The organism is Methylotenera sp. (genome assembly GCF_029946165.1).
Lineage (GTDB): Bacteria > Pseudomonadota > Gammaproteobacteria > Burkholderiales > Methylophilaceae > Methylotenera.
On record NZ_JAQSDZ010000001.1, the window covers coordinates 177,621 to 200,945 of the forward strand.

The window sequence follows — 23,325 nt, forward strand, 5'->3', positions numbered from 1 at the left end:
CTAAACTTAAACAATCAAAACCAGTGCAATCTAAATTATGGTTACGAAAGTTACTTTGCATTAGTCTACTGAGTTTCAGTTTCGTTGCATCCATTTCACAGGCAAACGCCGCTAATCCTAAAATTTTAGTTTATGGCGATAGCTTATCTGCCGCATACGGAATTGCGAAATCTCAAGGTTGGGTAGCACTCTTACAAAAAAAGTTGGCAGATCAGCATTATCAATACGATGTGATTAATGCCAGCATTAGCGGAGAAACCACAAGCGGCGGTTTAACTAGATTAGAAACAGCGCTTTCAAAAGTACAACCCAATATCATTATTATAGAGCTCGGTGCTAACGACGGTTTACGCGGTTTACCCGTAAAAGACATGACTGAGAACCTTGATACCATGATTACACAAAGCAAGAAAGCCAATGCAAAAATACTGTTAATCGGCATGAAAATACCGCCTAACTATGGTCCTAAATATACAGAGGCTTTCAGCAACACATACCCTGATTTAAGCCTGCAACATAAAGTTTCGTTAGTGCCATTTTTGCTAGAAAATGTTGCAGCCCAACCAAAACTAATTCAAGACGATGGTTTGCATCCGAATGTGTCAGGGCAGCCGATTATTCTTGATAATATTTGGCCAAAGCTTAAGCCATTACTTAAACGATGATTACGTGGTTCAGACCTAAATATCTTGCCAAATAATATCTATTCCAAGTTCACCTTCGCCAGCTCGCAGCTCATGCGTTATGCCAATATTTGGCACTAAGGCTAAAGTATCATGCCAATATATAAGGGGTAAATACTCACGCTGCCAAGGTGGAATATTGGCTTCTTGCAGTAGATGTTTAAGCGTTCTAGTTGGCCTTAGTACATCTGGCTTAAAGCGCTCACCGCCATCCCGATTTGTGATTCTCAGCTTAGTCATGCCATGCTTTAGCGCCAGGCCTGAGCCTATCACTTGCTTAAAATGTAACTGACCGCCATTGGGTAAGTCTAAATGCGACTCCCCATTCCAAGTCATATCAAACGTCTCGACTACACGTTCAGCGCATAAATAAGCGCGTTGTTGATAGCGCTTTAAACTTAAGTGTTGTAACTGGATATTGATATTGGCATCAGCCTTAGCATTGAATAACTGCAAAATAATTTCATTCAAATGCTCAGAGGTTGGCATGGAGAGTTGGTTTTGTGCAAACCACCAGCGTAGTAGATTTTTGGCGCGCGGAAGGTCTAAGCTGGTTAAACCTTGCAAACATAGGCTGTTGTTTTGCAATAAATTAACAGCGTCAATTCTCGCTAAACTATCCAGCAATTCATTCGCTTCAGCCAAGTGTGAGGCCGTTCGTGCAAGCACTGATTTAACTGAAGGATAACGATTCGCCAGAATGGGGAGGATACCATGCCGCACAAAATTGCGCTCGTATTGGGTATTCTCGTTGCTCTCATCGTTACACCACGAAATATTATGCTGCTCCGCATAATCCTGCAACGTTTGGCGCGACACATCAAGCAAGGGACGCATTAAGCGCCTAGCTTCATCTATTGCCGCCATAGAGGCCATGCCTTTTACACCAGCGCCTCTAAACATTTGTAAAAGCAACGTTTCAGCTTGGTCATCTTGATGATGCGCTGTGACGATAAAATCTAGTGCAATTTCATTAAGCTTACAATCAAACAACGCCTCATAGCGCAACTGCCTAGCAGCTGCCTCTATGCCAAGTTTAGAACTTGGATCGAGCTGAACATATACAACTTCAATTGGCACATTCAAAAGCTCACATTGTTGCGTGCAGAAGTCCGCCCAAGCATCGGCATTTTGGCTTAAACCATGATGCACATGCATGGCATGCAACTCGAAAGAGTTAGATTGTTTCGCTGCAACAAGCAAATGCAACAGCACTGTAGAATCTAAGCCGCCACTTAACGCCAACAACAGGCGCTGATTGGGCTTTAAGTGGCGACCTAGAAATTGATTGAGTTGTGAAAGTAAAGGATGAGTTACAAGAGCTGTAACTTTCTTGCTATTTTTCAGCGACTTCTTTGTATTTGCCATAGCCCATTAAGCGCTCATAACGGCTAACCAGTAAAGTCTTAATTGATTTTGGCTTTAATTTGGCGAGCTCTTCTTTTAGTGCAACACGTAAAGTTTCCATCACCACTTCTGGCGCACGATGTGAGCCGCCTAATGGTTCAGCCACTATACGGTCTATCAAACCTAATGCTTTAAGACGCGTTGCGGTTATAGCCAAAGACTCTGCAGCAATGGAAGCTTTATCTGCACTCTTATACAGAATAGAAGCACACCCTTCAGGTGAAATAACCGAGTAAGTACCATATTGCAACATTAACAATTGGTCGACCACACCTAAAGCCAACGCACCACCAGAGCCACCTTCGCCAATAATTACACCGATAATAGGTGTTTCAAGCTCAGCCATCACATAAAGATTACGTGCAATCGCTTCTGATTGGCCGCGCTCTTCGGCACCAATACCAGGATAAGCGCCAGGAGTATCAATCAAGGTAATGATAGGAATATGGAATTTTTCAGCCAAGCGGAATAAGCGTAGCGCTTTACGGTAACCTTCAGGGCGAGGCATACCAAAGTTACGGTATTGGCGCTCTTTTACATCCCGACCTTTTTGGTGACCAATCACCATCACGGGCTGACCTTCAAATTTTGCCAAACCGCCTACAATCGCAGGATCGTCTGCATAAGCTCTATCGCCATGCAGCTCTTCAAAGTCAGTAAATAAAGCCTTGATATAGTCTAAAGTGTAAGGACGTTGTGGATGACGCGCCAACTGCGAAATTTGCCATGCAGTTAAATTACCATAAATATCTTCAGATAATTTTTTATTTTTCTTTTCTAATGCAATAAGCTCTTTAGAAATATCCAAAGCATCATTGTCATCGTGCGCTGACTGTAAACCTTCAATTCTGGCTTCAAGTTCTGCGATAGGTTGTTCAAAATCTAAATAACTTATTTTCATATATTTAACTCAATAATCGTAACTTATTTCTTAAAGACTATATTCATCAATGCATTCGCATTAAGACAAGGCGCTTATTCAGATAGTGTTGTTGAGTTTCGTAGACAGTACAACTAGTACGGCAAGACCCAACAACGCAGTATTAATTCGAATGCATTGATGAATGTCTAATTATATAGGATTTTTACGTTTTCTCGACTCAACCACGCAGTTAATCCTGCAATCAATTCATCATGCAAATCCACTCGCCAGTCATTGCCAAGCATCAACTCTACTTTGCTGGTTTTATTGTGATATTCAACTTTTACCGCGCAACCTCGCACTTCATCAGAAGCACTTTTACAATAAGGTTTCAGCAAGGCTTTTAGTTTCACCGCATCAGCTTGTCCATTGCAAGATATTTTCAAAAAGCTAGCTTTGCTATTTCTTAACGTAGGTAAATCGAAAATCTTTCTTGCGTTAACTCTTACGCCGCCAGAGAATTCATCATTACTAACACGGCCTTCTATGATGATAAGTTGGTCATCTTTTAATAAAGCCTGTTGCTGATTAAGTAACTCACTACCCACTACTACCTCTAGTCGCGTAGTACCGTCATCTAAGCCCACAATCGCCATTTTGCCACGTCCAGTCATGCGAATACGCACACCTGAAACGATTCCTGCTAATAATTGCGGATGCTCTTTAGGTGCTAAATTTGCCAACGTCGTCGAAATAAACTGACTTAAATCTTTTTGGTACGCCCAATAAGGATGCCCACTGAAATAAAAACCCAAGGCTGCTTTTTCTTCTTGCAAGCGTTGTTGCTCAGTCCAATCTGGCACCGTAGGTAAAATATTCGCTGCTTTATCTGCAACTTCGCCAAATAAACTATTCTGGTTACTATTGGCGCTATTTTGTTCTGCCGCGGCCATAGCCATGGCAACGCCTGCTAATAATGCATTTCGGCTAGGCGAAAGTTTATCAAATGCGCCAGCGCGAATTAATGATTCCACTACTCGGCGATTTACTTTGCGCAAGTCTAGGCGATTACAGAAATCGAAAAGGTCTTTAAATGGCCCATCTTTACGTCGAGCTTGCAAAATCACTTCAATCGCCGCTTGCCCGGTGCCTTTAACTGCGCCCAAACCATAAAGCACTTGGTTTTTGCTAATAGGTGTAAATTTAAACTCACTTTGATTCACATCTGGCGACAATATTTCCACCTGATTCGGCGCGCAATCTTCATAGAAAATACGCACACTATCCGTATTGTTCATATCCGCAGACATGGTTGAAGCTAAAAAGGCTGCTGGATAATGCGCCTTCAAATAGGCGGTTTGATAAGCAACCAGTGCATAGGCGGCGGCGTGAGATTTATTAAATCCGTAACCCGCAAACTTTTCGAGCAAGTCAAACAATTCAGTAGCTTGTCGCTCCGTCATGTTATTTTTAACCGCGCCCTCCGTAAAGGTTTTGCGCTGCGCATCCATTTCTTCTTGCTTTTTCTTACCCATCGCACGGCGAAGCAAATCGGCGCCACCAAGGCTGTAGCCCGCGACCACTTGCGCAATCTGCATCACTTGTTCTTGATAAACAGCGATACCATAAGTCTCTTTTAAGATAGGCTCAGTCAGCGGATGCGGGTACTCCACACGCTGCTTACCATGCTTGCGTCGACAGAAATCTGGAATCAAATCCATAGGACCAGGTCGATACAATGCCACCAGCGCGATAATATCTTCAAAGCAATCAGGCATCGCTTGTTTAAGCATATCCTTCATACCCTTGGACTCTAGCTGGAACACCGCAGTGGTATTGGCGGTTTTTAATAGCTGGAATGTAGGCTTATCATTTAGCGGTAAGGTTTCGAATGATAATGGCGCTAAGCCCTCAGCGGCACGCTGTTTATTGGCGTTGACTAAAGCCAGTTCCAAAATGGTTAATGTACGTAAGCCCAAAAAGTCGAACTTAACTAACCCTACTGCTTCAACATCATCTTTATCATATTGGCTGACTAAACTTGCGCCATCTGCCTGGCAATAAACGGGCGAGAAATCGGAAATTTTTCCTGGTGAAATCAACACACCACCCGCATGCATACCGATATTACGCACCAAACCTTCTAGTCGCAATGCCAGTTCTAGCAGCTCTTTCAGTTCTTCTTCAGTTTCACGACGCTCAGCTAATTGCGGCTCCTTTACCAAAGCATCGGACAAGGTAATACCCAACTCAAGCGGAATAAGCTTACTGATACCATCCACAAAATAGAATGGCAAATCCAGCACCCGACCCACATCGCGAATCACGGCCTTTGCCGCCATGGTACCGAAAGTGGCGATTTGTGAAACGGCATCTAAACCATATTTTTGTTTCACGTAATCAATGACGCGATCTCGACCTTCTTGACAGAAGTCAATATCGAAGTCGGGCATCGAAACGCGGTCTGGATTTAGAAATCGTTCGAATAGTAAATTGTACTCTAATGGATCTAAGTCAGTAATTTTTAAACTATAGGCAACCACAGAGCCAGCACCAGAACCACGCCCTGGACCAACTGGCACACCGTTACCTTTAGCCCACTGAATAAAATCGGCCACAATTAAGAAGTAGCCCGCAAAACCCATTTGGTTAATGACTTGAGTTTCAAAGTCTAAACGTGCGTCATAGTCAGGTTTTTTCGCGGCACGTACTTCTTCATTTGGATAAAGTACCTCTAATCTTTGCGCCAAGCCTCTACGCGCTTCTTCTATAAGAAAATCATTTAAACTTTCATTATTTGGCGTTGGAAAGTTAGGTAAATAATTTTTACCTAAAGTGAGCATTAAGTTACAGCGTTTGGCAATTTCTACACTATTAGCCAGCGCTTCAGGCATATCGTCAAACAACGCCGCCATATCTGCTTGAGGTTTAAAATATTGCTCGGTAGTAAAGTTTTTAGGGCGACGAGTATCCGCTAATACATAACCCTCAGAAATACAGGTGCGCGCTTCGTGGGCTCTAAAATCATCTGGCGTGATAAATTGTATGGGATGCGTAGCAACGATGGGCAGGTTTAGACTATGGGCAATTGAACGCACTTGCTGAATATAATGCTCTTGCAGATGTTGCAGAGCATTATTCTCTGAAGTGCTATTTTCTGAAATACTAGCGGTGCGCTGTACTTCTAAATAAAACCGGTTTGGAAATAAATTTTCCCAAGCTTGAGCAAGCTTAGTCGCTAACGCTAAATTATCTTGCGTGCATGCTTGACCCACGTCACCAGCCAATGCGCCAGAGAGCACAATGAGCCCATCTGTACCGCATTCAACGAACCATTCACGCTTGAATTCTGCACGTCCTCGATATTGATTACTCAGATATGCGCGGCTAAGTAGTTGGCATAACAATAAATAGCCTGCATGTGACTGACATAACAGCAATAAACGTGTTGGCTGGTCACGATTAGCCGTGTTTTCCAACCAAATATCGCAGCCTAAAATAGGCTTAATACCTTTGCCTCTGGCGGCTTTATAAAATTTAATAGCGCCAAATAAATTGCTTAAGTCGGTTAATGCCAGCGCTGGCATTTTATCGTTCAAGGCCTGCTTTACATAGTCATCAATTCGCACAATGCCATCGATAATGGAGTACTCACTATGGCAGCGTAAATGGACGAATGTAGGCTTTTTTAAATCTGTTTGACTGGTTTGCAACATAAGGTAAATTTTACCTTATTGAGGAAGCTTTAGAGAATAAAACTTAGTGAGATTTGTGACAAAAAGTTTGAACTATCTACATTATTGTCCTTGACAATAATGTAGATAGTTTTTATTTGTTAAGCAAAACTTTTACCTGCTCAATGAGTTCTTCGTCTTGCACTGGTTTGCCCAAGAACGCATTCACGCCCAACTCTTTGGCGACATTTCTGTGTTTTTCAGCAGTGCGTGAACTGATGACGATTAATGGAATATTGGCAGTCATTTCGTTATCACGCACATGACGAGAAAACTCAAAACCATCCATGCGAGGCATCTCAATATCCGTCAAAATAATATCAGGTGTGATAAGTTGAAGTTTTTGAATCGCATCCATACCATCATTGGCGGTAATCACCTCAAAGTCTTCACGCTCAAGTACGCGAGAAAGCACTTTACGCATAGTAAGTGAATCATCTACTACCAAGGCGACCTTCTTCACCACCTCAGCAACTGGCGCAAACGTCGTTACCTTAATGGCGCCAATTGAAAGCGCTTCACGATTAGCTAGTTGCACTGGGTTAATCACCAAGACAATAACCCCATCACCCAATACTGTGGCGCCAATCATACCTGGTACGCGCGCAAGCTGCGTGCCAATCTGTTTCATCACAACCTCTTGGTTGCCGATAATTTCGTCTACGTGTAACGCAGTCCGATAAGTACCACTACGTAATAAAACGACGGGGGTATAAGTATGTTGCTGTGCTACATGGTCAACATCACCAATTAACTTGGATAAATAATGTAAAGGATAATCTCTACCAGCCCAGCTTACATTGTGCGCTTGGTAGGCACTCAGCAAATCGGCTTGCTTGAGCTTTTGCACTTGTTCTACCATCACAGATGGAATCGCAAACATCTTATTACCCACGCGCGCCATAATCACTTGTGCCACTGATAGTGTAACGGGCAAGTAGATATTAAACATTGCGCCCATACCAGTCACATTACTCACATCAATACGACCACTCAACGCAGCAATATCACTACGTACCGCATCTAAACCAACGCCACGTCCTGCAATCTGGGAGATGCTGTCAGCTGTTGAGAATCCTGGCTCAAAAATAACCGCCATTAATGCTTGATCTGATACTTCTTGGTCTACGCTTAACAATCCTCTTTCAATGGCTTTTTGTTTTACTTTGGCAAGATTAATGCCCCCGCCATCATCAGTCACAATCAGTGTGATTTCATCATTTTCTAAGCTGACTTTTAACTTGATTTGACCAGCCTCTGGTTTACCAAGCTTCTTACGCTCATCTGTAGACTCCAGACCGTGCGCAACTGCATTACGTAACAAATGCTCTAAGGGAGCGCCCATTTTGTCTAGAACGCCGCGATCCAGCTCAATATTCTCACCTTGAATCTCCATTTCAACACGTTTATTCAACTCTCTTGCAGTTTGTCGAACAATACGTTGCAAGCGTTCCGATATGGTGGCGAATGGCAACATACGAACACCCATCAAGCCTTGTTGCAATTCACGATTCATACGGTTTTGCTGCTGCAAAGCCGCATCCGTTTGGTCTAGATTTAGCACTAATCCATGCTGAATGGTTGCAACGTCGTTAACGCTCTCGGCCATCATACGGGTGAGTTCTTGCAAGCGTGTGAATCGGTCAAACTCTAATGGGTCGAATGTCTCATTAGCCTCTTGCAATAAGCTCATACGAGATTGCATCTGTGTTTCAGCTTCAATTTCTAACTCGCGTAAATAAGCACGCATTCTGCTGATGCTATCAGTTAAGTCCGACGAAGACTGCTTGAAGCTTTGCATCTCTCGATCCATTCGAGAGCGCATAATTGAAACTTCACCAGCCTCGTTAATTAATCTATCCAGCACGTCAGCACGCATCCGTAAGAATTGTGACTTACGCTCAGCTGAGCGCGTTGGCACAGTTGCTGTAGCCGCCACTTCTATATCTTGAATAGAAACTTTTGCACCACCAGTAATATCTTCTAGCATGTAGCCAATATGATCGAACTCGACAAACATTTCATCAAAGTCATCAGCAGTGGCTTTATGACGTAGGGCGTGAATCACGCGATCTTCCATTTTGTGTACGCTGTCGCCAATATTACTTTGTCCAGCCATACGCGCACTACCTTTTAAGGTATGCAAAGCACGTTGTAGAGAATCTGGATATTCGGCCTCATGTGGATTTGCTCGCCAGCCACGTAAATCTCTGCCAACTTGCGGCACTAGTTCACGCGCTTCTTCAACAAACAAACCAAGCAATTCTTGATCTACAGCCAATTCTTTAAGTTTATTCACTGGGATATCAGCCAACACTGCACTATTCAATAACAATGGAGTAGCTTCAGCTTGTTCCTTAACCTCTTGTATTGCTTCAGCTATTTCATTTTCATCAATCGCAGTTGGTATAATCTCAATGGTTGCTTCATTAATTTCTTCATCCAGCTGAACTCCATCTGTTGCTAAATTTTCATAAGTATTGAGATTTTGAGCCGATTGCCCGATTGCATCCGTTTGATGCTCTAGTACTGCTGCTTCGGCTTGCTGAGTTGCAATTGCTTGCATTGCCGCGGTTGATTCGCTTAAGGCAAGAATTAAGGCACGAGCTGACTTTGGATTTTTAAGCGCTTTTGCCTTTTTCAAACCATCAGCCAAAGCCTTAACTACATTGCCATATAAGGTAATATGTTGTTCAGTCCATATACTTGTATGTTCATCTAACCAACGCTCTAAAGCTCGAGCTAAATCTCCTGTTGGATTAAAACCTGCAGTGAGCGCATTGCTACCTAAGGTATGTGCAGCACGGCAGCTATCATCCGTAGGTAACTCTGTTGAATTGACCACTAATGCTTTCTGAGCATCAACTAAAGTTTCAAGATGTTGCTGTGCTTCAGCTAAGAAAATATTAAAGAACGCCTTGCTTAATGTTCTTGTACCGCCGATGAGAACCTCTTCTTTTTGCGGCTTAGGCTTGTTTACAGCTAAATCATGTTCGAACTCTGATTCAAGTTCGGTTGCTCGTTGTTGAAACGGGGTAGGATCTAACGTAACGGTTTGATTTTCCTGTAACTCTGCTACCCAGCCAGCAAAGTCTGCGCTGACATTCTCCACAAATGCCAGTTGCTTCACCGAAGGAAAAGCTTTGCGTTCCATGACTAAATTGAGTAACTTTTCAACTGCCCAAGCTACATCACTGATACCAAGCAAGCCGACAGTGCGACCACTACCCTTAAGTGTATGATAAGCGCGACGCACTTCAATCAAAGCTTCGCTTTCAGTTGGATTAACGCGTAAAGTTTGTAGATGTTGCGCCAAGCTTGCCAATACTTCTTCAGCTTCAGTTAAGAATATATCTTGAAGTTCTTCATCGACCGCTTTGTCTGTTACTGCTTTATTTACATTAGCCTCTAAATCGACAACAGCCATTTCAGTTGATAAGTGAGCAGTATCTGAAATTTCGAGCACATCACCTGCAGGCAATTCACTTTCGGCTTGATCACTGTTTTCTACTAGAACATTCAGTGCTTTTGCGCCTTGCTCTAATCGCATTAAAGCGCTAGATAAAGCAGATTCAGACTCAGCCCTAATATTAGGTAGTTCTTCCGCATATAGCCCCAACATACTCAAACTTTCCGCTACCAACTCAAATTGGGAATGACTGCTAGCACCGTCAGAGTGAACTTTGAAATGCTCAACATAAACTGATGCTAATTGCGCGATTGTTTTTGGTACTGGCATTTCTAGCATATCGAAAGCAGCTGCAACTTGCTGCAAAGGTTTTGTAGTTTCGTCTAGAACAGCTACATTCTCGGGGTTTCTAAAATAGGTATCGAAGGCCTTTTCAGCACGTTGTAATTCACTAATAATTTGTTTTGCAACTGCTTGGGTCACATTTGCATCTAAATGTTCGCTTGCAAAAGCATCTACGGCTGGTGCAAGCGTTTTACCTTCAATAATAGATTGTAAACGCGAGGTCTGCGTGGTAATTTTTTGATCAGCCTCAGCATCCAGTTGCTGATAATACTCACCTATATATTCAAGCAAATTAAGTGAGGCAGCCACTTCAATCAATGCGCTTTCATTGATTTTAACTTTATCAGTTTGTAATGCCTTTACCGTTGCTTGAATTGCGTTAATGAGTTTGAGTACTTTTTGATTATTCAGACTGAGCAACACCATTGACAGATGGTTAAGTTTATCGGCAAAGCTATCAAAATCCATAACAGAGTTACTTGTGCTAACACTTGTCCATAAATCTTTTAGGATAGGTAAATCTGCACTAAGCTGAGCTAGTGCGGCACCCTCCGCTGCGGTTGCAGTCGTCGCACCATGTCTATCATTTGCTGGCAAAAACTCGTCTAACTCAAATAGTTTTTTTACACGGTCAATTTCATCGCTGCTGTTATCACTAACCGCCACGTAATAAAGCAAATTACGCAATAACTGTGAAGGTGCTTTCAAATCACCTAATGACATATTGCGCAGCTGCTGATCTAACCTGCTACACAACTTTCTTGCACCCGCTTGTTCGGCGACAGGAACTTGAGCCAAGGCATCAGTAAATGCTGTTGCTATCCACCAAAGTGTTTTTAACGCATTTTTTTGTTGTACTTGCTGCACATTTAATATAGCCAAGCGCATCTGGTTGAGCGAGACAGGATCTTTATTTCGAAGCCAATCCAATAATGCTTTTTGGAAAACTGGACGCTGCTCCGAGATGAAAATGGGAATTGCAGACTCCTCAATCGGGTTGCTAGCCAAGTCCTTAGGTGCGTTATAGCTAGTATCAGGATAGAACAAATCACTAATATCTAAAGACTCGCCTTGCAGTTCTACAAGTGGATTTAAACTTTCGTAAAGCCTTGTTGGCGTATCTTGCATACCATTTAGCAAGTCTTGTAAATATCTGGAAAGCGCATCAACAGCTTGTATAAGTGCTGTCATTACAGGCGGACTGACTTGCACCTGTAGCTTTTCTAATTTACTGGTGAGCTTTTCAATTTCAGAACAATAACGTTTACAACCTTGAAGACCGACCATATCCAAAGCGCCACTCACTTGATATAAATGGGCGGTTGTAAAACGTAGTGTGGCCACTTCGTTAGGTTTTTCCATCACTAGAATGAAACTATCATGCACTTTTTTAAGTGACTGATCAATCTCATCTTTTACCCATGACAATGGGCCAATATCAAATGTTTCAGCCATTGTTTGCCCCGATTTTTTTTTGCGTCATTCTCATGGAGTTTACTTATATTCCATTGCTCTAAATTTCACAGCTAAGTGGATAGGTGCTTTTATAAATGCCGTAATGTTTAAAGCTTAAATCCAGCTACGGAAGAACGTAATTCTTCCGCAAGTGATGTCAGCTGACCTACAGAATCTGCAGTCAATTGCGTACCTTCTGTTGTTTGTGTAGTAATTTCTTGAATCAACTGCATATTATTTGCAACCATAGTCGCTGATTCAGTTTGGGCATTTGTTGCAGTAGAAATTGACTGAATTAATCGCGCCAAATTATTAGTAACGGTTTCAATTTCCGTCAGTGCCTGACCCGCAGCATCGGCAACTCGCGCCCCTTCAACTACACCCTCGGTACTTTTCTCCATCGCAACCACTGCGCCATGCGTATCTGTTTGAATGGTTTTCACAATTGCACTAATTTGTTTAGTCGCCTCAGATGAGCGTTCAGCCAAGCGTTGAACCTCCTCCGCAACCACCGTAAAACCTCGTCCCGCTTCACCAGCAGATGCCGCTTGAATCGCTGCATTCAACGCTAAAATGTTGGTCTGTTCAGTAATATCGGTAATCAACTCCACAATCTCACTAATTTCTTGTGAGCTTTCACCCAAACGTTTAATACGCTTTGAAGTCTCTTGAATTTGTGTACGAATTTCGTTCATTCCAGAAATTGTATTCTGTACCGCTTGTGAGCCTTGCGAAGCCGCTTCTAATGAGCGCTGCGCCACTTGTGAGGCTTGGGCCGCATTACTAGAAACTTGCAGAATAGAGCGGGTCATATCAGTAACGGCATCGGTTGTTTGCATAATTTGATCTGATTGCGTTTCTGCTGCCGTCAACAATTGTGATGATGTATCTTGCGCTACAGAGGTCGCAGAAGTCACCTGCTCCGTCGCACGGTTAATCTCTGTAACCAAATCTCTCAAACTATCAATCGTGTAATTAATAGAGTCGGCAATCGCCCCTGTAATACTATCTCGTACTTGCGCTTTTACGGTTAAATCTCCATCCGCTAAATCACCCATCTCGTCAAGCAGCTGCAAAACGGCCGCTTGGTTGTCCTGGCCTTCTTTTGCTAACTGATCCGTCAAGCCAGATGATTGAGCTACTTGTTTTTTACCAAAGAAGTACATCAAAAGTACGATAACCAAGCCGATTATTAACAACAAGAACAATACCAGCCTAATAAAGCTACTTTGAGACTCTACCAATGCTAGATTTTCACTATGCACTTCGTTAGTAAAGTTATTAGCAGTTTGCTGAGCAGCCTCAAAAGCAATTGTTAAATCTGATAACGGGGCTGATGCAGCTACAGTGCCTAATGGTAAAGCAGGTATAAAACGCGTATGTGCTACTTGGAAGAAGGCTTCTCCAGCTTTAACTGTTGCAGTTAAAGAACCTTGCAGTTTTTCATTTGTAATATTTTTTTGCCAGTAATCAGCACGTTCTTTAAATAAGGCTTCAAACTTAGCCGCATTCGCAATCGCCTTATCACGTTTATCATTATTAAAGTTTGTTGAGGCTACATAAGCTTGGTTATAGAACGCAAATGCATCCACTGGGTAAAGTGGTGGTGGTAACGCATCCGCGGTCAAATCCTGATACTGTTTCAAGCTATTGTAAACAGGTCCATTCACACGAACTTGGTTAATCACCCAGAAGCTCAAAGCAGCAAACAATATAAAGGCAACAATTTGCAGATATAATTGTCGGAAACTGCCAGACATATTACTGGTGCTTGACGCACCAGAACTAGCAGTTTTATTTTTTAATTTATTAAATAAATCACCTATTTGTAAAGGCAGATTTTTTACTACCGCAAGATTTAATGCCATTTTCAACCCCAATTCACAGAATTATTCTGCTTTATAAAAATAATCATCATGCTTTAATATTTACTAAACTACTGCTAACTTATAGTTGGCTGAATAAATGCCTTATCCTGTACTAATGCTTCAACATTTAGCTCGAACCATTCGTTTTTATCAATATCTTCGTACGAATTTTGACTCAAAAACATGTCTTTATTCTTATTTTTTTTTGCTACAGGCTTGAGCATCATTGCTTCTACACTACGTAATCCCACCAAGCTATCTATCACTACGGCGACCTGTGTTGTCACTTCTGAATTGATAAGCACGATGCGGTTATTGCTAGACTTTGGAGTCGGAGGCAAGCCCATAAATTGTGCTAAATCAGTAATGTTGTACAAGTTACCTCGCACGTTAGCTACGCCCAAAAACCAAGGTAATGTTAGTGGAACCTGCTGCATAGGTGGCAAAGGTAAAACCTCGCTAACCTCATGCAAATTAATGAGCACTCTTTTAGTACCTACCATAACGCCTAAACGTGAGGTTGAAACAGCCCCACCTTTTGCGGTTGCTTCTTTAAGCCGTAAAAGAATTGCTTCTTGAAATTCTCGTAGATTAGAGGTTTTAGCCATAGCTATGAGGTCAACTTATCAGTAAAACGGATTATAAAAACTGCTTTTATTCTAAAGTTTTAATTAACGATAACAAATCAGCACTCACTACTGGCTTTGTTACACAAGCTTTGGCACCCATCTTTAAAGCCCAAGCTAAATCTGTTGCCTGTGATTTACCTGTGCAAAGAATCACTGGAATATGTGCAGTCGCTGCATCTTTAGTCAATGTTCGCGTCACTTGAAAGCCTGTTAGACCAGGCATCACTACATCACACAAAATCAAATCTGGATGTTTAACAGCTACTTTAGTTAAACACTCCTCACCACTTTCCGCACCAATTACGGTGTAACCTGCAGTTTCTAATAACTCGGTTAAAAAGAATCTATCTGTAGCTGAGTCATCAACGACTAAAATTGTTTGAATTGCCATATTTATTCCTCTTGTGAGTTTGCTCTACTAATTGAAGCATAAGTCTGCACTGCTTCTAATAACGTTTCTTGTGTGAAAGGCTTAGTAAGGTATTGATCAGAACCTACCATGCGACCGCGCGCGCGATCGAATAAGCCGTCCTTGCTTGAAAGCATGATGACGGGGGTGCTTTTGTAACGTGCATTTCTTTTGATAAGCGAACAGGTTTGGTAGCCATCGAGCCTAGGCATCATGATGTCAACAAAAATAATATCTGGGTGTTCGTTTGAAATTTTGGCTAATGCATCAAACCCATCTTCGGCCAAAATGACTGAGCATCCTGAGTTTTTGAGAAATATTTCAGCACTACGACGTATCGTATTGCTGTCATCAATGACCATTACTTTAATTGCCGATAACTGCTCTATAGTCAGTTTTTGTTGCAATTCTTTACCTGTCATTTCTTGACTTGGCTTTTTTTGGCTCACCAGCAAGCTCCCCTATTCATGCGCAATACTCAAATTTGACCATGCTATTGCGCTAATTATTTCCCATTGTATATACAGAATCATCTAATAAGCAATAGGTTTAAAAAACATATGCAATATATTAACTTATATAGGTATTATCTAAATTTGATTAAAAACAAATCTATCAATAAAAATTATTACATTTCCGATATGGGTAGCATATAATAATTTGTTAACAAATGTTACAAATTATAACAACTATATTAAAAGTACCCTTACCGGTACTTAGGGTTTGATGTGTAACTAAAACTTAAGGGATGAGCATGATAGTAAAACAAGAATCTTTGACAGCTAAAATGACATTAAAAGATCTGCCTGCAGCCTCACCTCTGCCTATGGCAAACTTAGTATTGGTATTTGGCTCAGTAAAACGCTTTGGCGACTCGAAGTTAGATAGCATATTAAAAAACCGCTATCCTGCAGCACAAATTATTGGTTGCTCAACCTCTGGCGAAATATCAGCTGACGGCGTTTTTGATGACAGCTTGCAAATTACCGCTGTATTGTGGGAGAAAACTATACAGCGCGTGACGCATACCAAAATGACAAGCATGCAAAACTCCTATGAAACTGCGGTGGATTTAGCACGCCAACTTAAATCTGACGACTTAAAAGCGGTATTAGTTTATTCCGACGGATTAAACGTAAACGGTTCAGAGCTTTTAGAAGGTTTTAAAAGCGTGCTGGGCGACACTCCACTGATGGGCGGCATGGCTGGAGATGGTTTTAATTTCAGTCAAACTGTGCAAATTTTCAATGAGACTATTTCTAACGGCCTAGTCATTGCTGTTGGTTTATATGGCAAAAATTTAGTGGCGGCAACAGGCGTAGGTAGAGGCTGGAAACCATATGGCCCACCGCGTAAAGTGACCAGATCTGAAAAGAACGTGGTTTTAGAGCTTGATGGCAAACCCGCCCTGCCTCTCTACAATATGTACATAGGGGCACATACAGCAAAAGGTTTACCTGGCAGCGGCTTGAATTTTCCTTTTGCCATTATTGAAGAAGGTAAACGCGATATTGAGAAAATTCGCACCTTATTAGCTATCGACAGTGCTAAAAATAGCTTAACTTTCGCGGGTAACGTAGATGAAGGTGAAACCGTGCGGTTCTGCCAAGCTACTCATGACAGATTAGTTGAAGGCGCAGGTGATGCTGCACATTTAGTCACCAACCAAGCCAGTACCAATCAAACAGGCTTAGCCATTTGTGTGAGCTGTGTGGGCCGTAAAGGTGTAATGGCGGAATTAGTAGTTGACGAAGTGAAACTGGTCAAGCAGATTTTGGGCTCCCAAACGGCGATTACAGGTTTCTATTCTTATGGCGAATTTGCACCTCGCCCAGACACTAGCGATAGTGTATTGCATAACCAAACGATGACAATTGGTTATCTAAGTGAAGATTTATTCGCTTAACTATACTGCTTACAAATTAAAAAGACCCTATTAAAACAAGGGATTAAGCAGCAATAATTATTAAACGCTCAGTGCAAACTGGGCATTTTTGTTTTATGATAGCGGGTCTAGCATTTCTATTCAAAACCCACAAAAAGAGGAAAATCATTATGACAAATTCAGTCACTTTAAAAGGCGGAGCCGTTTCAATTGGCGGTAATTTTCCACAAAAAGGCCAAACAGCCCCAGATTTTCAACTTGCTGATGCAAAACGCAATATGGTTGGTCTTGATGCATTCACTGGTAAACGTAAGGTGCTAAACATATTTCCAAGTATTGATACTCCAACATGCGCAAGTTCAGTGCGAACTTTCAATCAAAAAGCGGGCAGCATAAACAATACAGTTGTACTGTGCATTTCAGCTGACTTGCCTTTCGCCCAAAGCCGTTTCTGCGGCGCTGAAGGTGTTGAAAACGTAGTGAATTTATCTACATTCCGTGATACTGCAAAATTTGCAAAAGATTACGGTGTGCAAATTTTAGATAGCAGCTTAGCAGGCTTAACAACACGTGCAGTTGTAGTGTTAGACGAGAATAATAAGGTGTTACATAGTCAATTGGTGGCAGAAATTGCTGATGAGCCTGACTATGATGCGGCATTAGCTAGCTTGTAATTCTTAACCATTAAATACTAAAAAGTATTTAATCAACTACCCTGTAAGCCTTTAGTTAAAAAGGTTACAGGGCATTTTTATTAGCCTGTTATAAATACTCCGTATATCTAGCGTTACTGCCTCGCGACTTTTCTACTGGATACTTTTTTGCGTTCAGTTCAATTTTAGCATTCGCAGCCTCAATTAAATCAATCTTTAAAACTTCAGCAATTCTTAGTAAATAAACAAAAGTATCAGCCAGCTCATGACTAACAGCCTCCCGCTTTTCGGGCGTTAACTGTTGACTTTCTTGAGGCGTATCCCATTGAAACTGCTCAACTAATTCCGCGGCTTCAACAATCATCGCCATTGCTAGATTCTTTGGCGTATGAAACTGCGCCCAATCACGCTCGGTGACAAATTGATCAATCTTGTCGCGTAAATTATCCAGTGAATCAGTCATGAACACTCCTATTAATCATCTGATGCCAAATGTAGGAGCGACTTTTAGTCGCGATTGCAATATCGCTATCGCGACTAAAAGTCGCTCCTACAACAAACATTTCTATTGGTGGCAAAGTTAATTCTACTTACGGTTACTGCCCGCCACCATCTTAATTTCGAACAGTCGACACTCTAAAGAGCCGTTAAATAATGGTGTACGTTTACTTGGTGTTAATCGCATCACTTTAGGCATGGTTAAGTCATTGGTTAAGAAGTAAGTATTCCAGCCGGCAAATTTACGTTTTAACACTTCGCCCATTTTTGGATAAAGCAGCGCCAAATCATCGCCTTCGCCGATACGAACTCCATAAGGAGGATTTGCCACCAACACACCGCTATCGGCTGGCGGAACAATGGCAATCATATCCACATGCGACAACTGAACCGCTTCTAACAAACCCGCATCTTCTAAGTTTTTCTTGCTAATGCGCACCGCGCGTAAATCAATATCTGAGCCATAGATTTTTTGGAAACTTACTTTTTTTACTTTACTCAGGGCTTGGTTTTTAATCTTACTCCAAACCTCGGGTACAAAAGTATTCAGTTTTTCAAAACCGAAACTCCTTTTGTAACCTGGCGCCATGTCTAACGCAATCATCGCGGCCTCTAGTAAAAATGTACCGCTACCGCACATTGGGTCCAACAAAGGCTGCCCCACTTGCCAGCCAGATAATTTTAAAATACCAGCTGCTAAGTTCTCACGCAAAGGCGCTTCAATACTTGCACCACGGTTGCCGCGCTGATACAAAGCCGCACCAGAAGTGTCTAAATAGAATTGATATTCGTCAGCCGCTAAATAGGCATGAATACGTACCGCAGGCGTTTTGGTATCAATGTACGGACGGCTTCCTACTGCCATTCTAAACTTATCACATACCGCATCTTTGATTTTTAAGGTGGCAAATTCCAAACTCTTAAGCGGACATTTCACGCCCGTGACTTTTACCATAAAGTCATTTTTCACATCAAACCATAGTGGCCAATTAAGCTTGTATGCGCCCTCAAACAAATCTTCTTCGTTCAAATACTTACCACGTGCAACTTGCCACAAAATACGTGTAGCTATGCGCGAATGTAAATTTGCTGCATAACAGACCGCCCAGTCACCATCAAAACTCACGCCGCCGTCAGTGAGCTTGATGGATTTTGCTTTCACTTCTTGCAGTTCATCTGCAAGTAATTGCTCTAAACCACGTGGGCAGGTGGCGAAATAACGATTGGGTATCATAATAAATATTCTTAAATTAAAGTGTTTAAATACTGCTTGTTTGTTTGCCTTTGATGGCTTTGATGTTGACTATATATTGCTTGCGTCGCCTCTAAGCATCAATCTTTTTTGGTATACCTGATTATCATTGCATAGTTTATCGATGAAATCAGAAAACTCTATCTGATGTTGCGCCTCAAGTGCTTTTGCGCGCTCTTGCAGATGAGCTACACTTAAGTTGCTAGGGGTTTTATTAAAGCCGAAAACAACGATATTGCCAGGCTTCCCAGTGCGCATCATTAGTACCTTTTGCTCAAAACTTTGCTCGATGCGCTGCAAATAAATATCAAAATTCTTATCACTACCCCATAGATTAATCACGAAAATGCCGTCACGTTTAAGTGTCACTGAGCATTGATCAAAAAAATCTTGGCTGCAAAAATCGGGTGGAATACCATTGCTATCAAACGCGTCAATCAACAATACATCAGTGGCATTGATATGCTCGGCTAGATATTGCAAGCCATCACCTTCAATCACATTCATTCGGTCATCATTTTCTGGCACCGCAAATTGGTTGCGCGCCATTTGGATCACTTTTGAATTAATCTCAACGATAGTACTAATAATTTCTGGGCAGTTTTTATAAGTATATTTTGCAACGGAACCACCACCCAAACCAATGGTGAGCATGTCTTTAACATTATTTTTAAACAGTAAAAAGCACATAATGCCGCGTGTGTAGGTGAGTTCCAGCGCAAACGGGTCACGTATGCGCATAGCGCTTTGTACTGTGACAGAACCTAAATGCAAAGAGCGAACGCCATTGGTTTCGCTCACGTAAGCGGTTTCGTCTACCGCACTAGTATGTGTGAAATTACGCATTAAATGTTTAGCAACACGGAACATTAGATTGTCTCCGCATTAACGGCATCATCTGGAGTGGCTATATCAGTACTAATCAAATCAGGTGCATTCGAATCAACAAGCTCTGGCTCTAAGACTTCCAAAACTTCATTATTCGAATCCGCATCATCAAAGTCTAAAGCTACAGCAGCTTCCTCCAACACTTGTACGAATTTAGTACGCAAATCCAACAGAAGTGTATCGACTTCTTGAACTTGCAAGCTCACGCGTGTGCCAGATTTAAGCTCGGGCAAGCCATAAACTTTAGTCATATAAGGCATATTATCTAAACGTACTAAGTTCTCGCGCCAAACGGTTGCGTGAACCTCCTGCACATTCTCTTGAATCAAATACTGCAAACACCAATAACGCTCCATACGAGTTTGAAACTCACTATAAGCCTTGTAAGTTAACTCAAAGTTGCGCATATGCGTAGTGAGCGCATCGCTGTTCTGCGGATAAGCAGGCTGATCATTTTGTACTACGCTAATAATTTGACGTTGGTTAATTAAATCCACCGCACGACGCAAAGGTGACGTGCTCCAAGCATATTGCGCTACGCCTAAACCTTGATGCGGCTCGGCCTTAGTGGTCATATACACTCGGCCACCCATTTGTGCGCGATACAAACCTGGCACTTCATGCGATGCCAATAAGGCACCCCATTGATTATTGGCTTCTATCATTAACTCTGCCACGAGCTTGTCCATAGGTGAGCCACGGTGGCGGCCAACAATGCTAACTTTGTCATCCGTGACATAAAAATTATAGTCAACTTGTGGTGGTTTTGTTGGGTCGTATTTACCGCGAGATTTTTCTAAAGAAACCGCCAAGTTAAATAAATACAGTAACTTAGCCCAATACGGATGTCCGCTATCGGCTTCTAATGTGCCTTCATTAAAGAACGGCTCTAATGTATCGTGGCGTAAGTTTTCGGCTACTTTAATCAACTCTACTTTGCTATCACGTTGAATAATTTCTAGCGCCTCATTCACATGCAAATATAAAGATAAAACAGGTTTAATTTCACCTGCATCTAAACTAAATGGTCGAATAGCCGACTCTGGCAGCATGGTAATTTTGTTACCTGGCATATAGACGGTAGACAATCGCTGCATCACCTCTTTATCTAGCGTGCCTTCAACGTTAATACCCAAGGCCGGCGCGGCAATATGAATACCCACGCGAGTGATGCCATCGGCAAGTTGCTTAATTGAAAATGCATCGTCAATTTCTGTGGTCGTGCTGTCATCGATACTAAAAGCTTCCGCATCCGCCATCGGCAAATCAAAACTTAAATCAGCAGCAATCTCAGCAATTTGCTCAGCGGTAAAATCTGTACCCTTAGCAAAATATTCACGTAAAAAAGCACCTAAGTGATAATCATGAACCGACGGAATCGCGCCACAAAAATGCATTAATTTGAGGTGACTTAAATGAAGCGCATTCGCAGCAGCATCTAATGTTTTATATTCAAAAGCATTTTTATCTGGCTCATAAAGCAACATATCGCGCTTTTGCATCAGATCTTCTGGCATTTTGTGTGATTTTAAATCTTCTACAAAAGCGGCCATTTTTTCGGCTAATAAGCGTTTTTTCTCAAGCCCAGCCAGTGCAGCTTTTAATATTTCAGCAGGTGCAGCTTTATAGCGGCCTTTACCTTTACGATTAAAATACACGGGCGCACTATGCAGCTTAATCGCAATCGCCGCAGCCTCAATTGAAGTTGGTTTGCGACCATAATAATCTGTGGAAAACTCTTCAAAACCAAACTCAGTTTCGCCACAGCATTCCCACAGAAAATCTAACTCTAGCGTTTCCGCTTCGGTGTTAGCCGCTTCCATAAAGCCCGCCAAAGGCGTTTCAAAGCGCATTAACACATTGCTGGCTTTCACCTTGGTGCGCTTGCCACTCACAGATTCCACCTGCAAAGCGCCCTGCGTTTCGGACATAATGGAGGCAATTTTAAAACTGCCGTCTTCTTCAAAAAATACGTTCATAAATGCTTATATGCGTTGTTCTAACTAAATTGGTGACATTTTACCTTGTATTAGTGAGTTTGCTTTATGTATTAGCTAATTCGCTTTATTGCATTTAAAATATAAAGGGTGCTTCTATAAATTCAAGTTTCTAAGCTAAACAAGGCGCGAACAAAAAATTGCGACGCCGCATATATTGAATATGTAAGAAGTAATTTTTTGTGAGTAACGCAGTGTAGCAACGAAAATTGGATTTATAGAAGCACCCTAAACATGGATAAACGCATACCCGTCACATTACTCACTGGCTTTCTAGGCAGCGGCAAAACTACCTTACTGAACAAGCTCCTGCATCACCCTGATATGCGCGACACCGCAATTATCATTAATGAGCTAGGCGACGCAGGATTAGACCAAATTTTCGCCAACAGCAACTTAGCGCAAAATATTGAAAACGAGCATATTGCCGACAACACCGTGTTGCTGAGTTCGGGCTGCTTATGCTGCACACTTAAAAACGAGTTGGCTGACACCATGCGTGATTTGTTTTTTAAACGCGCCCTGCAAGCCGTTCCACAATTTAATCGACTGATTATTGAAACCACTGGCATGGCCGACCCAGGCCCGATACTTGCCAACTTGATGAACGAACCTGTGATTGAGTCTGTTTACCGCTTGGATGCGGTCGTTGTGACCATAGACAGCGTTTATGGCTTACAACAAATTGAAGACAATACCGAAGCATTAAAACAAGCCGCTGTGGCCGATGTATTGGTGCTGACTAAAACAGACTTAGCCAGCGCCGAACAAATAAATGCGCTAAAAGAAAAACTCATCAACATCAACCCTGGGGCAACACAACATAAAATAATGCATGGCGAGCTAGACCCCGCATTTGTAGTCGATGTAGGTTTATTTGATTTAACGACTAAACAAGCTGAACCACAACGCTGGTTGCGTGCGCCCCTTAAGCCAGTGCAGCCCAAAGGTACTTTACCATCAAGCCTTTCGCAAAAATCACACAATGACGAAATCACCAGCTTCACCGTTGCCATGCCCAGCCCGCTTAACTGGTCACAATTAAAACCGCATTTATTAAAATTTTGCCAAAAGTATGGCAAAAACTTATTGCGATTAAAAGGCATTATCCATGCGGCAGACCAATCTGCACCACTCGCCATTCATGCCGTACATTTCACGCCCTACCCACCCACATTGCTAGAAGGTTGGAGCGAAGATGAGCCATTATCGCGCATTGTGATTATTTGCAAAGGCTTAGATGAAATGGAAATTAGAAAAGCGTTAACACAGTTTTAACAATGAACAGGTTATTGTGTTTTTGTTGAAATACTTAAGACTTAACAGGATGCCTATTTAACGACATGTTTAA

General features: G+C 42.0%; 16 protein-coding genes. 4 read left to right on the plus strand and 12 right to left on the minus strand.

The window, feature by feature from the left end:
- Positions 1 to 23: 23 nt before the first annotated feature.
- The gene (locus PSV17_RS00845; protein ID WP_366910263.1) at positions 24 to 665 is read left to right on the plus strand and encodes an arylesterase; all 642 of its coding nucleotides are present in this window, start codon (positions 24 to 26) and stop codon (positions 663 to 665) included.
- Between the two features lie 15 nt (positions 666 to 680).
- On the opposite strand, the gene tilS is transcribed toward PSV17_RS00845, so the two are convergent.
- The 8 genes from tilS to PSV17_RS00885 all read right to left on the minus strand — a co-directional run bounded on the left by tilS (position 681) and on the right by PSV17_RS00885 (position 15,223).
- Positions 681 to 2,051, minus strand: coding sequence for a tRNA lysidine(34) synthetase TilS (gene tilS, locus PSV17_RS00850; protein ID WP_300478570.1), 1,371 nt, complete (start codon positions 2,049 to 2,051; stop codon positions 681 to 683).
- Positions 2,020 to 2,991, minus strand: a complete 972-nt coding sequence (locus tag PSV17_RS00855; protein WP_300478573.1) for an acetyl-CoA carboxylase carboxyltransferase subunit alpha — start codon at positions 2,989 to 2,991, stop codon at positions 2,020 to 2,022. The genes tilS and PSV17_RS00855 overlap by 32 nt, the downstream gene beginning before the upstream one ends.
- A 167-nt stretch (positions 2,992 to 3,158) precedes the next feature.
- Positions 3,159 to 6,668, minus strand: a complete 3,510-nt coding sequence (gene dnaE, locus PSV17_RS00860; protein WP_300478575.1) for a DNA polymerase III subunit alpha — start codon at positions 6,666 to 6,668, stop codon at positions 3,159 to 3,161.
- A gap of 112 nt (positions 6,669 to 6,780) precedes the next feature.
- Entirely contained in the window at positions 6,781 to 11,895 is a 5,115-nt protein-coding gene (locus PSV17_RS00865; RefSeq protein ID WP_300478577.1) for an Hpt domain-containing protein, read from the minus strand.
- 107 nt (positions 11,896 to 12,002) lie between these two features.
- Positions 12,003 to 13,763, minus strand: coding sequence for a methyl-accepting chemotaxis protein (locus tag PSV17_RS00870; RefSeq protein ID WP_300478579.1), 1,761 nt, complete (start codon positions 13,761 to 13,763; stop codon positions 12,003 to 12,005).
- Between the two features lie 74 nt (positions 13,764 to 13,837).
- On the minus strand, positions 13,838 to 14,371 hold the full coding sequence (locus tag PSV17_RS00875; RefSeq protein ID WP_300478582.1) for a chemotaxis protein CheW: 534 nt from the start codon (positions 14,369 to 14,371) through the stop codon (positions 13,838 to 13,840).
- A gap of 46 nt (positions 14,372 to 14,417) precedes the next feature.
- A complete protein-coding gene (locus PSV17_RS00880; protein WP_300478585.1) occupies positions 14,418 to 14,783 on the minus strand; it encodes a response regulator in 366 nt (121 codons plus the stop codon).
- A 2-nt stretch (positions 14,784 to 14,785) separates the two neighbouring features.
- Positions 14,786 to 15,223, minus strand: coding sequence for a response regulator (locus PSV17_RS00885; RefSeq protein WP_300479035.1), 438 nt, complete (start codon positions 15,221 to 15,223; stop codon positions 14,786 to 14,788).
- Between the two features lie 332 nt (positions 15,224 to 15,555).
- Between PSV17_RS00885 and PSV17_RS00890 the strand changes: the two genes are divergently transcribed.
- Together PSV17_RS00890 and tpx are read left to right on the plus strand one after the other, a co-directional pair.
- Entirely contained in the window at positions 15,556 to 16,707 is a 1,152-nt protein-coding gene (locus PSV17_RS00890) for an FIST N-terminal domain-containing protein (protein WP_300478588.1), read from the plus strand.
- Between the two features lie 149 nt (positions 16,708 to 16,856).
- Positions 16,857 to 17,360, plus strand: a complete 504-nt coding sequence (gene tpx, locus PSV17_RS00895) for a thiol peroxidase (protein ID WP_300478590.1) — start codon at positions 16,857 to 16,859, stop codon at positions 17,358 to 17,360.
- An 88-nt stretch (positions 17,361 to 17,448) separates the two neighbouring features.
- Here the strand turns inward: tpx and PSV17_RS00900 are convergent, their stop codons facing one another.
- From PSV17_RS00900 to PSV17_RS00915, 4 genes are all read right to left on the minus strand, one after another.
- Positions 17,449 to 17,802, minus strand: a complete 354-nt coding sequence (locus PSV17_RS00900; protein WP_300478591.1) for a nucleotide pyrophosphohydrolase — start codon at positions 17,800 to 17,802, stop codon at positions 17,449 to 17,451.
- 123 nt (positions 17,803 to 17,925) lie between these two features.
- Positions 17,926 to 19,071 (minus strand): class I SAM-dependent RNA methyltransferase, encoded by a 1,146-nt coding sequence (locus PSV17_RS00905; RefSeq protein WP_300478593.1) that lies wholly within the window; start codon positions 19,069 to 19,071, stop codon positions 17,926 to 17,928.
- Positions 19,072 to 19,140: 69 nt separating this feature from the next.
- On the minus strand, positions 19,141 to 19,959 hold the full coding sequence (locus PSV17_RS00910; protein WP_300478595.1) for a polyamine aminopropyltransferase: 819 nt from the start codon (positions 19,957 to 19,959) through the stop codon (positions 19,141 to 19,143).
- Positions 19,959 to 21,956, minus strand: coding sequence for an RNB domain-containing ribonuclease (locus tag PSV17_RS00915; RefSeq protein ID WP_300478598.1), 1,998 nt, complete (start codon positions 21,954 to 21,956; stop codon positions 19,959 to 19,961). Before PSV17_RS00915 ends, PSV17_RS00910 begins: the two co-directional genes overlap by 1 nt.
- A 252-nt stretch (positions 21,957 to 22,208) precedes the next feature.
- On the opposite strand from PSV17_RS00915, the gene PSV17_RS00920 reads away from it, so the two are divergent.
- Positions 22,209 to 23,252 carry a GTP-binding protein gene (locus tag PSV17_RS00920; protein WP_300478601.1) on the plus strand — a complete coding sequence of 348 codons (1,044 nt, stop codon included), beginning with the start codon at positions 22,209 to 22,211 and terminating at the stop codon, positions 23,250 to 23,252.
- The last annotated feature ends 73 nt before the right edge of the window (positions 23,253 to 23,325 follow it).